This window comes from Streptomyces hokutonensis (assembly GCF_000376565.1).
Classification (GTDB): Bacteria; Actinomycetota; Actinomycetes; order Streptomycetales; family Streptomycetaceae; genus Streptomyces; species Streptomyces hokutonensis.
On the sequence record NZ_BARG01000052.1, the window covers coordinates 207,627 to 223,403 of the forward strand.

At 73.9% G+C, this 15,777-nt stretch carries 8 protein-coding genes; 1 reads left to right on the forward strand and 7 read right to left on the reverse strand.

Annotation, left to right across the window (positions count from 1 at the left end; genetic code table 11):
* Nucleotides 1-11: 11 nt before the first annotated feature.
* Nucleotides 12-641 (reverse strand): GNAT family N-acetyltransferase, encoded by a 630-nt coding sequence (locus SSP08S_RS32150; RefSeq protein WP_019071774.1) that lies wholly within the window; start codon nucleotides 639-641, stop codon nucleotides 12-14.
* A gap of 206 nt (nucleotides 642-847) precedes the next feature.
* On the opposite strand from SSP08S_RS32150, the gene SSP08S_RS32155 reads away from it, so the two are divergent.
* Nucleotides 848-1,639, forward strand: coding sequence for a hypothetical protein (locus SSP08S_RS32155; protein WP_102133449.1), 792 nt, complete (start codon nucleotides 848-850; stop codon nucleotides 1,637-1,639).
* A 132-nt stretch (nucleotides 1,640-1,771) separates the two neighbouring features.
* Here the strand turns inward: SSP08S_RS32155 and SSP08S_RS32160 are convergent, their stop codons facing one another.
* The 6 genes from SSP08S_RS32160 to SSP08S_RS32185 form a co-directional block, all read right to left on the reverse strand.
* Nucleotides 1,772-3,628, reverse strand: coding sequence for an SWIM zinc finger family protein (locus SSP08S_RS32160; protein WP_019071776.1), 1,857 nt, complete (start codon nucleotides 3,626-3,628; stop codon nucleotides 1,772-1,774).
* Nucleotides 3,625-7,134, reverse strand: coding sequence for a vWA domain-containing protein (locus SSP08S_RS32165; RefSeq protein WP_019071777.1), 3,510 nt, complete (start codon nucleotides 7,132-7,134; stop codon nucleotides 3,625-3,627). Before SSP08S_RS32165 ends, SSP08S_RS32160 begins: the two co-directional genes overlap by 4 nt.
* Entirely contained in the window at nucleotides 7,131-8,291 is a 1,161-nt protein-coding gene (locus SSP08S_RS32170) for an ATP-binding protein (protein WP_019071778.1), read from the reverse strand. Before SSP08S_RS32170 ends, SSP08S_RS32165 begins: the two co-directional genes overlap by 4 nt.
* A gap of 79 nt (nucleotides 8,292-8,370) precedes the next feature.
* The gene (locus tag SSP08S_RS32175) at nucleotides 8,371-13,263 is read right to left on the reverse strand and encodes a hypothetical protein (protein WP_019071779.1); all 4,893 of its coding nucleotides are present in this window, start codon (nucleotides 13,261-13,263) and stop codon (nucleotides 8,371-8,373) included.
* A complete protein-coding gene (locus SSP08S_RS32180) occupies nucleotides 13,260-14,126 on the reverse strand; it encodes a DUF4132 domain-containing protein (protein ID WP_019071780.1) in 867 nt (288 codons plus the stop codon). The genes SSP08S_RS32175 and SSP08S_RS32180 overlap by 4 nt, the downstream gene beginning before the upstream one ends.
* A gap of 272 nt (nucleotides 14,127-14,398) precedes the next feature.
* Nucleotides 14,399-15,628: a PP2C family protein-serine/threonine phosphatase gene (locus SSP08S_RS32185; protein ID WP_019071781.1), complete on the reverse strand. Its 1,230-nt coding sequence runs from the start codon at nucleotides 15,626-15,628 to the stop codon at nucleotides 14,399-14,401.
* Between the last annotated feature and the right edge of the window lie 149 nt (nucleotides 15,629-15,777).

Below are 15,777 nucleotides of genomic sequence, written 5' to 3' on the forward strand. Positions count from 1 at the left end.
ACAGCTCGCGCTCATGCCTCCAGCGGGTCCGGGCCTCGCACAGCGCTGGTCAGCGGGGCCAGGACCCGCCAGCCGACGCGCTCGTACAGGGCCCGGCCGTCCGGCGTCGCGCCGAGCACGCCGACGGTGGCCCCCTGCCCGGCCGCGACATCGGCGAGCGTGGCCATCACCACGCGCCCCAGGCCGCGGCGCTGGTGGGCCGGGTCGGTCTCCACCTGGTCGACGACGGCGGTGGAGCCGGTCACGGCGACCTGACCGCGCGCGGCGAAGGCGCCGTTCGGGGTGCGCACCAGGGCGCGGGTCACACCGGCGCGGCTCCAGGTGCGCAACTGGTAGCCGCCGGGGACCTCGGCGCCGGAGGCGCGCAGCGGGCCGGACATCAGGAAGCCAGGACCGGCTGACAGGGACCAGCCGGGGGCCAGCCAGGGGGTGAGCGTCTCCGGCGGTACGAACGCCTTCAGCCAGACGTTCGGGGCGGTGGCGTCCTCGGTGATCTTGCGGACGGTCGGCTCGTCGGCGGTGGTCAGGACGTGGCGCATGACGTGCTGGGACAGACCGACATCGATGGTGAAACCCCAGGCGCTGGGCGCCGGTTCGGCCGCGCCACGCGAAAGGGCCCAGCCGTGGACCCACGCTTCCACGGCTTCAGCCGTGTTCCTGAAAGACAAAGCCCCTCCCGATGTAAGTAACGGTTCCCTGTTTCGCCTATTACATCAGGAGTGGTGGTGACCTGCCAGGGGTGAATGGGGCAACCGTGGCCTGCCCTCATGGGTCTAGCCCCCGATGACACACCATCAGGTCCGACGCTTGGGGAGGCGGCGGACCCAGCGTCCCAAGGGGGGACCTCATGCGTATGCGCCCGGCCGTCGCCATCACTTTTCTGACAGCCACCCTTTCCGCATCGATGCTTCCGGCCACCGCCCGGGCGGCGGACAGGGCAGTCGCCGACGACACCACGTTCTCGAACGTCGTGGTCAACGGAGGCAAGGACATCGTGCTCGGCCTGACCACCAGAACGACCGTCACGATCACGTGGACCGCCCACGACCCTCAGGGCGTTGCCGCGTCCTGGGCCTACCTGTGGCACGGCCCCAACACGGACGACGCCGACGGCGTCCTCCCGCTGTACCCGCCGACGGGAGCATGCGTGGTGTCGTCGGCGGACCCGACCACCTCCACGTGCAAGGTGAACCTCGCTGTGGACGCCGCGCGGGCCTTCGACCACAACGGCCTCGCCGGAGCCTGGAAGGTGCTCGCCGGGGCGCAGGACACCACGGACGAATGGACGGAGATCGACGAGGCCGGCACGGCGAACTTCAAGCGGTACGCCAAGGTGACCGTCAATGCCTCGCCCGAGCCGGTGAAGAAGGGCAGGACCATCACGGTGACCGGCAAGCTGAGCCGCGCCAACTGGGACAGCGGCAGCTACACCGGCTACCAGGACCGGCCGGTCCAGCTGCAGTTCCGCAAGAAGGGCAGCTCCGTCTACACCACCCTGAAGACCGTCAACAGCGGCATCGGCGGCAGCCTGAAGACCACCACCAAGGCCAAGGCCGACGGCTACTTCCGCTTCGTCTTCGCCGGTACGCCCACCACCGGCCCGGCCACGGCGGCAGGGGACTTCGTCGACGTCAGGTGACGCAGCGCGCCCGTCCCCACCCGTCGGGACGGTGGGGCCGGCGTCCATCCGGGGTGGACGCCGGCCCGGCCCCGTTCCGGGAACGGTTCAGGTGTCGTACGACGGTTGGCGCCTGGGCGACCGGCCCGGCGGTCAGGCGGCGTCCGGCCCCTCCCACGTGGCCCGGACCAACGCCCGTTCGGTCCCGGCCAGGTAGACCGCCGCGGCGAGCCACGCGCGCGCGTACCCGTCCGGGTCCGCTTCCTCGGTGCGGCCGAACACATCGCGCCCACGCCGGTCCGCCTCCGCGGCGAGCGCGTGCGACAGGTCCGCGGCCGTCCGGAAACCGGCGCGCCGCAGCGCTACGACGGCCCCGGCCCGGTCGCCGTCGCGCGCGGGCTCGGCGGCGGCCCTGCGCCCACCGGACACGGCGACCTCGACCAACCTCCGCAGCCGCCACAACGGCGCCTCGGTCACCGGGTCGGACGGGATGCGGGGGAGCCCGGCCGTCTCCAAGAGAGCGTCGGCGGGCGGCAGATGGCTCCCCTCGATGCGGTCGTAGCCGAGATCGGCATGGCCCTGCCACTCAGTGGGCAGCCGCAGGGTTGTCGCCGTGGTCTCGTCCGCTTCCGGCGCCGGGCCGACGGCGAGCGGCCGGAGTGTGGCCGCGCGATCGGGATCGAGGCGGCCGACGACGCGCAGTCTCAGCCCGGGGCGGGACGCCAGTCGGCGAAGGTTCGCGGTGTGGGCGAGGTCGGGGTGACCGTTGGCCGGCAGGAGGCGGATCAGGAGACCGTCCGGGTCCGCCCGGCCGGAGGTCAACTCCTGGGCGAGCAACTGCTGTTCGACCACTCCGACGATGACCAGATCACAGCCGATCAGCTCACCGGCCGTCCGCTCGGCCCCCTCCGGATCGCTCACCGAAGCGTTCCCGAGCCGGGCGGCTACGGCCTCGGCGAGCGGCCGGGCGAACAGCGCGGCCAACGGGCCCGAGGACCAGGACCGGCCCGCGACCGGTGTCGCCCGGACGCCCTTGCCGGCGCCGAGACGGCCGTCCGAGGACAGCGTCGCCCCCGAGATCAGCAGCCCGCCACGGGAGAGCCCGGCATGGTCGACGCTGCCCGAACCGAGCGCGACCGTGGCCGTGGCGGCTCCGCGCGCACGGGCGGCACCCCCCGGCTTCACGTCCGCGACGGTGAACCAGCGCCCGTCGTCGGACATGACATGGGTGACCACCCCGCCGTAACCGGTGGCGGAGATCACCGGTTCCCGGCACACCCCGTGCACGCGCAGCGCGCCCTCAGGGCGATAGCTGCGGCGGGCGGTTCCGACCAGCGCCGGGGCCGGATCGGCTGCCGCCAACAGGCCCGTGGTCAACAGGAGTTCACGCAGATCGGCGACCAGGTCGGCCAGCCGGTGGCCGTCGTGACGGGACCGTGCGCCCCGCAGGCCGCGGACCACCCGCAGCGCCGCCGCCTCCGCACGGTGCAGCCCGGCGAGTCGCGCGGTGTGCGAGGCACGCAGCAGCTCCGCCTGCGCCACCGCGCCCGCGGCGGGCACCCCGGCGGCCAGAACGGCGGCCGCGGCGGCCCACAGCGAGCGGGCGGCGGTCAACTGCGCATCAGTGGGGCCCGCTTGCGGCGGGGGCGCGACGGTGTCCTGCGCGGGCGGCTCGACCTCCGCAGAAGTGCCGACCTCCTGCGCCACGGCCGTCTCCGCGTCCGCCACCGGACACGCGCCGAGCACAGCGGCGAGGTGCAGACACCTCGGGGCCAACAGACAACTGCACACGGCCTCCCCGGCGTCCGTGACCGCCCCGGAAGGACCCGGAGTGAGGACGACCTCCGCGTCCTCACCGCACCGCACCCGCCGCACGGCACCCTCGACGGTGACGGGTGCGGCCACGTACGTCTCGATCGCGGCGTCCAGCTTCTTGCGCAGTCGGGAGGTCAGGGCCTCCACGGCGGCAGCGGCCACCTCGGGCGCCACCGGGGGCAGTTCGGGGTTCATCGGGACTCTCCGCGAAGGCGTTCGCCCACCCAGCGGGCGAGGGCGAGAGGACTGAGGGCGGCGACGGGCATCCCGGCCGCGACAAGTTGCCGGGCCACGGGCACGGAGTAGCGGGGGGTGCCGGAGTCGTCCAGAGCTGCGCAGCCCATCAGGTGGACCCCGGAACTCGCGAGTGCCCGTACCTCGCCCAGGAGTCCGCCCAGTGGATAGCCCTCCTCGAAGTCGCTCACCACGACCACGAGGGTCCGGCTGGGCACGGTCACCAGGGATCGGGCGTGGGCCAGACCGGCCGCGATGTGGGTACCGCCGCCCACCCGCACCTCCAGCAGCAGGGACAGCGGGTCCTCGACCTTGTCCGTCAGGTCGATGACGTCCGTCGAGAACGCCAGGAAGTGCGTGCTGAGCGTGGGCACTCCGCCCAGTACGGCGGCGGTCAGCGCCGACCAGATCACGGAGGCCTCCATCGACCCGGACATGTCGACCACCAGGATCAGCCGCCAGTCCGCCTCCTTGCGCGAACGAGTGCTGAACACCGGCCGCTCCGGCACGACCAGAGTGCTGCCGTCGGCCCTCTTGCGTGCATGGACCAGGTTCGCGCGCAGGGTGCGCGGCAGGTCGATCCGCCCTCCAGGACGGCGAGTCGGTCGAGGCGTGGCCAGTCCGCTCAGCGCGGGCCGCAGCCGGGTGGCCAGCTCCTTGGCCAGCTCGTCCACCAGCCGGCGCACCAGCGGGCGCAGCCTGGCCAGCTGCTGCTCGGGCATCCCGCCCGCCAACGACAGCACGGATGTCAGCAGATCGACCGATGGACGTACGGACTTGGGGTCGAGCTCGGCCAGTACGTCGCTACGACCCTGATCGGCGGCGCGGGCGAGGACCTCCTCGCGCACCTCCGCGCCGAACAGCGCCTGGAGTTCCTCCGCCCACTCGCGCGCGGTCGGGAAGGAGGTGTCCTGCCCGCCGGGGCCGCCGTCCCGGCCCAGGTCCGAGGAGCCCTCGCCGCGACCCCTGCCGTACAGCTCGTCGAGGGCGTGCGCGTAACGGCGGCCGCCTGCGGGCAACTTGTCGCTCTCCCTGCCGAGGAGCAGCCGCCACCGGTCCGTCGGCGTGAGCCGGAGTTCGTCATCGATCGACGGAGCCGGCACGGGCCGTGGGGCGGCGGTCTCGGGCTCCGGAGCATCGGCGGGTCGGGGCGTGGGGCGTGCCGCCCGCAGGGCCTCCACGGCCGTACGGCCGGCCTCGTCCGCCGCCGCCCACAGGGCCAGGAGGCGCGGGGAGGCGGACAGCGACAGGTCGAGGCGATCGCCCAGCCGCTCCGTGACCGTGTTCAGCAGACGGTCACGGCCCGCCGGGGACAGGGTGTCGAAGCCGCCGCGCAGCGCGGGCAGTCGGTCGAGGAACGCCTGGTCGTTCAGCGTGTCGACCCGGTCGAGCAGTGGGTCGAGCGCGGTCGGCGCCGACTGGAGCAGTGGTGCGGCCCCGGTCAGCAGCCCGGCGAGCCTGCGGGCCAACGCGTGCCGTCCGTCGGGGCCGGTGGCGGCGTCGATCCAACCGGCCGCCCGTGCGCCGAGCGCGTCGGCGTCGTCCAGGTCGAGCAGGACCCGGCAGGCGAGAGCGGCTCCCTGGACGAGGGGCGAGCCGGTGTGCGCGAGACCGCCGAGGGCCTCGTCCATGCGCAGTCCCAGGCGGTGGTCGGCGGCGCGGGTGGCCAGGGCGACGAGCGCGGCGGCCTCCTCCGGGTCGTCGCTGCCCGCCAGACCCGGCAGGGACCGTACCGCCGACTCCAGCAGATCGGCGGCGAGCACGCCCGCCGCCTGCCGGGACTCGGGCGTGGTGCCGGGCAGGTGGTCCCGGCGCAGCGCCTCCAACAGGTCGAGTCCGGTGAGGAGTTCGGGAAGTGTCGCGGAGGCGGGCAGCACCTCGGCCGCCTCCGCCAGCCGTTGGCCGACCAGGGCGGGCAGATCGCAGCGGGCGGCGTCCCGAAGTCCCGTCAGGACGAGGGCACTTGTGGGGCCGCCGTCCGCCGACTCCCTGCGGAAGGTCTCCCGCAGCGTCCCCTCCGCCGCCAGCGCGGCGGTCACGCCCCGCACCCCGGCCAGGTCCAGCCGGACGGGCACGGACGGCACCCAGGCCAGCCGCCACCGCGTGGTGAGCGCGGAGGCGTCGCCCGTACCGGACACCTCGACCGGCTCGCCGTATCCGACCCCGCACACGTCGAGCCGCCGGAGGAGGATCTCGCGCCGGTTGTCGAGGGGCGAACGGAGCGGGTCCAGGCGCAGTTCACGCGGGGAGGGGTCGTCCGGGCCGGGCAGTCGCAGGGCGGCGAGTTCGGCCTCGACGGAAGGGCCGAGCCCGGAGCGCGGGGTGCCCGGCGCGACCCGTCCGCGTTCGGTGCCCACGAGGACCACTTCCAGGGCCCGAGCGAGAGCACGGCCCCGGCCGAGCGGCTCGCCCTGCCCCATCACGGACGTCAGCGCCTCAAGCACCTCGCCCCGGCCCGGTGCGGGGAGCCCGCGCACCCGAGCGAGGTCGCAGGCCACCCGCAGCGTCTCCCGGGCCTCGCTGGTCCCCGCCGTGTGCCCGGCCGCGCGCAACTCCCGGCACACTCCCGTGATGGCCCGCGCGGCGGCGTCGTACAGCAGCTCGGGATCGCCCGCCGCGCCGAACACCGCCTGCTGCCAGCGCGGGTCGCGGATCCCGGCCGGATACCCGGACCGGGAGTCCAGCAGATCGAACGCGTACGGGACGAGGGAGGTGACGACGGACGAGGGCTCCCCGGGGAACACCGATGCTGTCCCCTCCACCCCCGCGCCGTCGGTCAGCGCCGACGCGTGGAAGGCGCCGATCACCGCCGCGACCCGGCGTCCGCCGGCCGCCGCGAGAGCGATCGTCTCCCGCATGTGCGCCTCACGGGCCAGGTCCACCGCGGGTACACCGCCGGACGACTCGGCGTCCTGGCGCAGCGCCCAGCCGACGCCGAGGGCGGCCCGGCGCAGCGACTCCGGTGTGCAGCCGGGGGCGAGGACCTCCACGCTGCGGTCCCACAGGTCGTCCCCGTCACGGCCGGTCCCGGCCGCGGTGAGCGCCTGCGCGAAGGAAATGGGCGCAGGACGGTCAGGCGCCTCGGCGCGCTCGGGCCCCTCCGCGTGCCAGCGCGCGTCGGCCATCGGCAGGTCGCAGCAGACGACCTCCACGCCCCGCTCCCGCGCCCAGCGGACCGCGGCGAGTTCGGGCGAGAAGTCGGCGAACGGGTAGAAGCCGAGCCGTCCGTCCGCACCGGCACCCGCGAGCGCGACCGGCGCGAGCGTGCCGGGCGCGCCGAGATGGGTCAGCCACGGCTGGAAGTCCACCGGCAGTTCCACGCACACCACCTCGGCACCGGCCGCGTCCAGCAGCGCGGGCACGGCGGCGGCGAGCGCCGGGCTGTGGTGCCGTACGCCCAGCAGGTACGGCACCACGGAGTCGGCCAGGGTGTCGAGCGCGGCCCTGGGGTCCTGAGCGATCGTCACCGAAGGTTCTCCCGCAGGTCCCAGAGGCGGCGCCAGGTCGCGGAGCCGTCCTCGGCGCGGCGGCGCACCGGGCCGTCCCAGTAGCCCAACAGGCGCGCGTGGTCGGAGGGATCGTCCTTGCGGACCACGCCCAGGAGATGGCCGGGCACCAGGTCGAGGGGGTCCCCGGAAGGGAGGTAGGCGGTGGCCACCCCGAGGGAGACGGCGACCTGCACCGCCTCCGCGGTGGACATCACCGTGCCCGGACGCTCCACGTCCCAGCCCTCGGCCGAACGCCCGGCCCGCAGATCACGGAAGACGGTCACCAGGACGTCGAGCACCGCGTCGTCGACGTCGAAGGCGGCGCCCGCCCGCTCGACGGCCGCGACAGCCTGTCGTTTCACGAGCGCGGTCTCGGCGTCGACGTCCGCGATCGGGTGCACCGTCTCGAAGTTGAAGCGGCGCTTGAGCGCGGCGGACATCTCCGACACCCCGCGGTCGCGCAGGTTGGCGGTGGCGATGACGGTGAAGCCGGGGGCGGCGGCGACCTGCGCCTCGTCCGTGCCGGACAGCTCGGGCACGCTCATCCGGCGGTCGGAGAGGATCGACACCAGCGCGTCCTGCACCTCGGGCAGACAGCGGGTGATCTCCTCGACGCGCGCCACGAGTCCCGAGCGCATCGCGCCGAGCACGGGCGAGTCCACCAGCGCCTGGGGAGTGGGTCCTTGGGCGAGGAGGAGCGCGTAGTTCCAGCCGTAGCGCAGGGCGTCCTCGGTGGTGCCCGCGGTGCCCTGCACGGTCAGCGCGCTGGTGCCGCAGACGGCCGCCGACAGCAGCTCCGAGAGCATCGACTTGGCCGTGCCGGGCTCACCGACGAGCAGCAGTCCGCGTTCCCCGGCGAGCGTGACCACGCACCGCTCCACCAGGGCGCGTTCACCGACGAACTTGGGCGCTATGACGAGTTCGCGGGGCAGCGTCTCGTGGGGCTTGGGCAGCTTGAGGGCTTCGCCGGCGCTGCCGCACACGAAGGTGATGACGGATCGCGGCGTCAGCCGCCAGCCGGGCGGGCGGGGTCCCTCGTCGTGGGCGGCGAGGAAGGCGAGTTCGGTGGCGTGGCGCTCTTCAGCGGGCAGCGTCTGCCGGTCGGGCAGGGCCGTTGCCGTGTCGGTCGAGGTCATGAAAGTCCTTGCTGGGTAGGTCTGTTGGTCGTTGATGAGGGGGGCGCCGGAGATGGCGGACGCCCCCGGTACGGCGTCGTCAGCGGCGGCGGCCCCGGCGCACCTTCAGCTCCTCGAACCGGGGAGCGTCGCCCTCCTGGACCCGCTGCCAGGCTCTGCGGTACAGGTCCGCGACCGGTTCGGTCGGCACGATCACCCCGAGGGGGGTGTGATCGCCGTCGACGAGGTCGAAGAGCGGCAGCTTCCAGCGCTCCAAGGGGACGCGCGGGGACGGCTGTTCGGCCCAGCCGCCGGGCAGGAAGAGCGAGCGGCCCGCCCTGGTCCTGGTGGCCTCGACCACGAGGTCGGTCGCGGCGAGTTCGGCGCGGGCCGCCTTGAGCCGGGCCGGCTTCCAGCCCGTCCACCGTGCCGTCGTGCGGTCGGTCGGGTCGGGCATGGCGAGCAGCATCAGATACAGCGTGGCCGCGTCCTCGCCGAGGCCGTACTCCTTGGCCACCTCGACGACCAGGTCGGGCACGGAGTGGCCCGGGTGCTGGGGCCACCAGGTGCCGTCCTTGTCCCACTCGCCCGCGATCGGCTCGCCGGGGTCGGCGAGGAGGGCAGCGAACCGGGGGTCGCGGACCAGCCGCAGGGCTGTCTCCGTCGGGAACGGCTGGTCATTTACGCGGGTCGCGGGCAGGTAGGGGTCCTGGCCGGCCTCGTCGAGGAGGTCGACCCGGATGCCCGGGGCCGGCTGGTCGTCGTGGGTGGCGAGGACGACGGCGCCGTAGCGCTCGAATCCCGGACCGGTCTCGGTGGGCGTACCCGCCGTCTTCCGGAACGCGGGGAGGCTGATGTACGGGCCGAGGTCGAGCATCAGCCCGGGGGCGGCCAGGCGTTGGCGCACCGCGGTGAGCGCGGGTGGCAGCGCGGCGCGGATCGGGTCGCCGGCGGGCAGCCGGTGGGCGAGCCACGCTGCGAGGCCGACCGAGCCGACCAGGGTCTGCGTGGTGAACCCGGCCGTGTCGTTGCCGACCGGCCGCACCCGGTCGCCGTTGACCTCCCACCGCAGATCCCGGCTGAGCTGCGGGGCACGGGCCGGGTCCAGCAGCGCGGGCAGCGCCTCCCGTACCGGCCACGGTGCGTGCTTGAAGGCGCGGATGCCGTCGCTGAGCAGGTCCTCGGGGATGGCCGGACGCTTGCCGAGCCTGCTGTTCCACACCGCGGCGCCCGCCGCCACGTCCGGGCCCTCGGTCCACAGGCGGACCGGGTCGGCGGGCAGCAGAGCGGCCACGACCGCGGCGCGGACGGCGCTGTCGAGGGCGCGCAGTTCGTCCTTGGCGACCGCCGCAGGGGCGACCTTCACCCCGATGACATTGCGCGCCTCGGTGGTGAGGAAGGCCCGCTCGTAGGCGTCGACTCCCGGCAGCCCGGCGACGACGAGCCGGGCCATGGTCTCGGTGACACCGGTCAGCCGGGCGAACTCCTCGGCCGCGTCCGGGAACCACGGCGCCGGACCGCGCTCGGCGAGCGCCGCGAGGAACGCACCGAGTCGGCCCGGATGTTCGTCCTCGCCGATCGGGTCGCAGGCCAGGACCTTGTACGGTTCCGGAGCGGCGAACCGTCCCGCCGGATCGTGGAACAGACCGGTGAAGTCGCAGCCGTCGTCCCCCAGGGACCCGTGTCCGGTCACCGCGACGAAGGCGCCGTCGGCCAGCGGCAGCAGCCCGTTCCAGGAGCCCTCCCGCCAGTTGCCCGAGGCCAGCCGCAGCCGGTGCGCGTCCAGGTGCAGAGTCACCCTGCGCCAGCGATCGGGCCCGCCCAGCCCCAACTGCGCGAATCCGGCCAGCAGTTGCTGGAGTGCCTCGCGGTGCTCGTCGGCGGTGGTACCGGCCGCCGCCCGGTAGGCGAGGGCCGTCACCCGCCCGAGCAGGGTGTGCAACTCCGGCTGCCCGACGGGCAGTTCGCGCGCGTCGAGGTGGAGCCGGCCATCGGACGGTTCCGGTACGACGTCGGTGGCGTCGGCGGCACGGGTCAGCATCCGCAGGGCGCGGAAGACGGTGTCGGCCTGGTCGTCGCGGTTCCACCAGTAGCCGTTGGACGCGCCGAGGCCGCTCATCGCGTCACGCAGCACGCTGTCCGTCGGACCGGCCGGTCCCTCGTCCTCCACTCCGCCTTCCAGGGCCAGGGTGAGCCGGGTCGCCGCCGCGTCCAGGACCGCCTGCTGGGCCGCCGCGTACCGCACGACCCCGGCGATGCCCGCGAGCAGGGCGGGGTGGGTGACGTGCAGCAGGGTGCGGATCGCGGCGGGCAGCGCCTCCGGTTCCTTGTCGCCGGCGGCCGACAGCAGGGCCGCGGTGGTGTCCCGGTCGATGTGGCGCAGTCCCGTGGAGCCCGCCGGGTCGCGCGGGGTCAGGCACTCCCAGTACTGCATCGGCGGCAGCAGCAGAGTGCCCTCGCCGAACACGCCCGCCGTACGGTCGGTCTTCCCCCAGGCGGTGACGACACCGTCCGCGTCGACCAGATCGAGCTGCCAGCCGTTGTGCACGACCGCGGTGGGCCGCTCCGCGCCCGGGAACATCACCAGCGTGTACGGCCGGCCCGCGTCGGCGGGCAGCGTGAGGGTGTGCCCGGCGAGATCCTCGACCCGCGTGGAGCCGTCGGGGAGTTGCAGCCTGCGCAGGCCGACGAGACCGTCGACGGGAGCGGAGGCGGGGGCGGCGCCGGACGTGGGGGAGGGGCGCAGCCGTCCGCCGGCGAAGGTGCTGCCGGCGGGGGCGTCACGCAGTGCGTCGGCGAGGAATGCGGGCCGGCTCATGCGCCCGAGCTCGTCGGTGGCGGGGTCGTACTCGTACCAGCCGCGCGCCTCCGGGTCCTCCGAATCCGCGTGCCACACCCAGTAGTTGGAGCCGTCGAAGAGCAGCGGTCGCTCCTCGGGCACGGTCGTGTCCCCGGCGTGCAGTACACCGCGACCGGTGGTCCGGCCGCCGCCGGGCAGCGGCAGGGTGATGGGGAAGTTGCCCTTGTACCAGTCCATTTCGGTGCCGCGGGTACCGCGCGGGCCTTCCAGCTTCTCGACCCGGTCGGCGCGGGTGTGCCAGTAGCCGCGCAGGCCGTCGTTGCGGCTGTTCCAGTAGACGAGGAGTTCGCCGTCGACGTGGTGGAAGCCGGGGTCGCCGTACCGGTCGTTCCCGGGGATGCGCAGGTCGTGGGTGAGCAGGGTGCCCTCGGCGCCGATCACCCGGGCCTGGGCCTCGCCGGCCACCACGAGGTGGGGCCACGCGTCGGCGACGACCAGGTCCTCCACCCTGTCCTTCGGCACGAGAGCGGCCGCCGCCTCCTCCCAGGCGGGCCAGCCGAGTTCGTCGAAGAGACCGGCCCGCAGGGTGCGCGCCAGCACGGGGGCGAGGTCGGTGGCGACCGCCGCGCGGACGTCCGCCTCGGCCAGCGCCAGCGCCTCGGCGGGCAGCCACTTCAGGCGATGCAGGGCGTCGGGCAACTGCGGGAGACCGACCGCGGTGAACCGCTCGACGACCGCGCGCACCCACTGGGCCAGCAGCGGACGACAGCCGGGCGACTGCGACAGCAGCCGGATGGCCCGAAGCCCCGGGTCGTCGTTGCCGAACCGGTCCGCGCCCTTCAGGAAGGCGCTGTGGAACCGGGCGTCGGCCCCCAGGAGCAGCAGGTCCCGGTGCCCGTCACCCACCGCCCACTGCTCCAGCGGCAGGGCGTGGTCCCGCTCCGGAGCCGCCACCGGTACGTCCAGGGACAGCAGCAGATCGATCAGGTCGATGTCGTGGGTGACCTTCAACGCGCCGCCGGACGCGGTGAGTTCGGCCCGCAGCCGGTCCGCCGTCCGCTCCACGAGCGGGTACAGCTGCGGCATCCGGGTCGAGCCGCGCCAGGACCGGGCCCGCTCACGGAACGTCAGGAAACGCTCCAGCCACCCGGCCGTGCCGTCCCGGGGACGCTCCTCCTCGGGCAGCGTGGCGTCCCACAATCCCGCCGTGGCGCCGGAGTCCTCCAGCACCTGGAGCCACAGCGCGGGCATCTCGTCGTCGTGGCCCGCCGGAATCATGTCCAGCAGGGTGCCGCGCACCTGGCGTTCCCGTGCGGCCAGTGCCACCAGCGCGGCACGGTGGCCCTTCCACCAGCCGGCCGCGGCACGCAGCGTGGCCGGCAGACCGAGCAGCTCGGACAGGTACTCCTGCTCGGCGAGGTCGGCGTCCTGCCCCGCGGCGCGCGCCAGCTTGCGCAGATCGCCCGCCATCTGGGCGGACGGCGGCAGACCGCCCGCGGTACGGCGCAGACACAGCCGCGTGAAGCGCCGCAGCGCCTCCTCGGCCGGTACCCGCGCGGACAGCTCCTTGCCGTAGGAGGACAGCACCTTCACCGGCAGCGCGCCCGCCAGCGCGAACTCCAGGAACACCGCGTCGAGCCGGTCCTCCTCGATGACCAGCCCGTGCTCCGCCTCGGCCTTGCGGGCCCGCGTGAACAACTGGGCCGCGTACGTGGCGTTCTCCTCGGCCAGGAACACCCGGCCCGCCTGCTCGTAGAAGGTCGGCAGGAAGTGCGGCACGGAGGCCGCCAGCCGCGCGCCGAGTTCCACGTACGCGTCCAGCGCGGCCTTGGGCCGGGACTTCGCCTGCCGGGCAGCCCGCTCCAGGTCCGGTACGACACCGAGCGCGTGGTGCCCGTCCTCGGGATGATGCACCAGCACCCACTCCGGGAAGCCAAGCGACTGACGCAGACCCAGCCCCACCACTACGGGCTCGGCGTCCTGCTCCAGACCGAGGAAACCCGCGGCCAGGTCCTCCGCCGCGCCCAGTTCACCGGCGACCAGCCGCACCACCACCCGGTCGTCGAGACCCGGGTGCGTATAGGTGCGTGCCGTCAGCGGCACCGCGCGCTCACCGGCGCCCTCCGCGTCCGGCGGCAGCACCGCCCCCGCCGCGAGCATGTCTTCGTACGACACCTGCGTCCCCCCGCTCATGCGCTCTTGCCTTCCTCGATGTCACGCCCGGCGTACAGTGCCGCCGCCATCCGCATCCCCTCGGACCAGGCCACCGGTCCCACCTCCCGCAACGGCAGGGCACGGCCGTCCTGGTCCTGCCAGCTGAGGCTCCCCGTCTCCACCGTGTCCTCCCAGTACGGCTCCCCGATCCACACGGAGGCCTCGACAGTGCGCCCGCCGTCGCGCACCCGGGCCGTGGAGTAGCCGCCCGAGACGCGGTAGCCCAGCGAACTGGCGCGCGCGGCGAGGGCGAAGCGGGAGCGGAACGAGCCGCCGCTGAACTCCCGTACCTCGGTGGCCTTGGGAGCGAGTTCGTCGGGGCGCTGCCAGGTGGCTCGGTGGATCTGCTCGACGCGCTGGACTATGCCCAACTCCGCCGCGAACTCCCGGATGTCGTCGAGGTCCGGCAGCAGCACCGGGTGCGGCAGGGTCACCGTGCGCGGGGACAGCCGTACCGTCTCGCCGTCGAGGTTCACCACCCGCAGCTCGCCGTCCTCGGTGGTGCCCCGGAGGAAACCGACCTCGTCGGGGTCGTCGCCGACCACGGCCAGGTCGCGCAGGGCCGACTGCCAGGCCTCGTCCGGCCACACGCGGACCAGCAGACCGGTGGGGACGGGGAGCGACGACACCATCCAGGAGTCGACCTGAGCGACGCAGCCCGCAGCATGCCGATCCAGCCATTCGGCGAACCGCCGCAGCCGGTCCACCTCCGGGTGGTCCTTGAGCGCGCGCGGCAGGGACTTCAACTGCCGTCCCGCCGACCGGCCCCCGGTGGCTCGCGCCGCCACCCGCCCCTCCACCAGGGCGACTTCATACCCGTCACCCGCCGACAGCCAACCCACGATGCCCCCGCCTTCCGCATCAACACAGCCCGAAGAAAGCACAGTTCAGCCGGGACGTCCCGACATCTGTGCGACGACAAGCGGAACGTTAGCGGCGATCACTGACAATCGGCCGGGGAAGCTGTGGACGGGCTACGAGAAGCCATGGTTGAAACCGGCGAACGAGACGCCCGGCCATGCCCGTTCCGCGTACTCGCACCAGCCCGGCGGGCGGTTCACCGGGCTACGAGTTCAGGCCAAACGCACGGCCCCCGTGCGGAACGGACGGGCCGTCACAGACGCAGCACGATCAGGGCCGTGTCGTCGGTGTTGCCCTCGGCGGGGAGCAGATCGGCGAGCAGCGCGTCGGCCAGGGACTCGGGTTCCGCGTGCCGATGGCGGGCGAGGGAGTCGGCGAGGCGGGCCAGACCGCGGTCGATGTCCTCCGTACGACGCTCGATCAGTCCGTCGGTGTACAGCACGAGGGTGGCGCCCACGGCGAAGGGGACGCTCGTCTCCTCCCGGCCGACATGCTCGGGTTGGGCGCCCAGGGGCGGGTCGGTGGCCTGGTCGAGGAAGGTCACCGTGCCGTCCGGGTCGAGCAGGGCCGGCGGTGGATGGCCCGCGCAGCTGTAGGTGATGGTGTGGTCGTCCCAGTCGATGAACGTCGTGACCGCGGTGGCCGACTCGGCGCCCTCGACGAAACGGGAGTACAGGCCGAGGGCCTCCAGAGCGGAGCCCGGTCCGTCGGCGACCCGGCAGGCCGCGCTCAGGGCGCTGCGCAGCTGGCCCATGGCGCAGGCCGCCGCCAGACCGTGTCCGACGACGTCACCGACGGCGACCGCCATCCCGCCGTCGGGCAGGTCGACCAGGTCGTACCAGTCGCCGCAGACGTTCAGCGCGCCCACGGCGGGCCGGTAACGGACGGCCGCGCGGTGATGTCCGACGGGTCGCGGCGGGGGCAGCATCGCCGCCTGCAGGGTGAGGGCCACCTCGCGCTCGTGGGCGTGGGCCGTGCGCAGCCGCTCGTTGACCTGCTGCAGCTCACGCGCCCGGGTGTACAGCTCGGCCTCCAGCACCCGGGCCCGACCGTCGTCGGACTGGCCGCCGAAGCCCCGGACGAACTCGGTGACCTCCTCGACCCGGTGCACGATCAGCATCACTTCGCCGTCCGGGCCGCGGACGGGCGCGTTGACCGGGCTCCAGAAGTGCTCCACCCAGCGACCGGAGAGCGGGGGATCCTCGATGTCGTAGCGGAGCAGGGCCATGGTGTCGCGCTCCCCGGTGGTCACCGCGCGGAGCATCGACTCCCGGGTCTCGCGCATGCCGGCCGCCGCCGGGTCCTTGGGGTTCTCGGGGAAGACGTCGAAGATGTAGCGGCCGACCAGTTCCTCGCGCTTGCGCCCCGACAGGCGCTGGAAGTCCTCGTTGGCGTCGAGGTAGACGAGCTCGGGGCTGAGCAGCGCCACCATGCCGGGCAGGTCGCGGAAAACCGCCGCATAATCGATCTCCGGATCCTGCATGGCCTGCCCGCTTCGACGCCGATGGTCACTGTGTCGCTCCACGATAAGAGGGATCTGGCCATCAAGCCCGGAAACGGCACTTTTCGGTCCGGCAAGCAGCGGCGATGCCGCAGGCCGTCACCCGACCGAGTGGCCTGCCCGCGAGGGCC

Coding starts and splice junctions, on each gene's coding strand:
- SSP08S_RS32155 (WP_102133449.1), top strand. CDS start 848: ATGCGTATGCGCCCGGCCGTCGCCATCACTTTTCTGACAGCCACCCTT.
- SSP08S_RS32160 (WP_019071776.1), bottom strand. CDS start 3,628: ATGAACCCCGAACTGCCCCCGGTGGCGCCCGAGGTGGCCGCTGCCGCC.
- SSP08S_RS32170 (WP_019071778.1), bottom strand. CDS start 8,291: ATGACCTCGACCGACACGGCAACGGCCCTGCCCGACCGGCAGACGCTG.
- SSP08S_RS32175 (WP_019071779.1), bottom strand. CDS start 13,263: ATGAGCGGGGGGACGCAGGTGTCGTACGAAGACATGCTCGCGGCGGGG.
- SSP08S_RS32185 (WP_019071781.1), bottom strand. CDS start 15,628: ATGCAGGATCCGGAGATCGATTATGCGGCGGTTTTCCGCGACCTGCCC.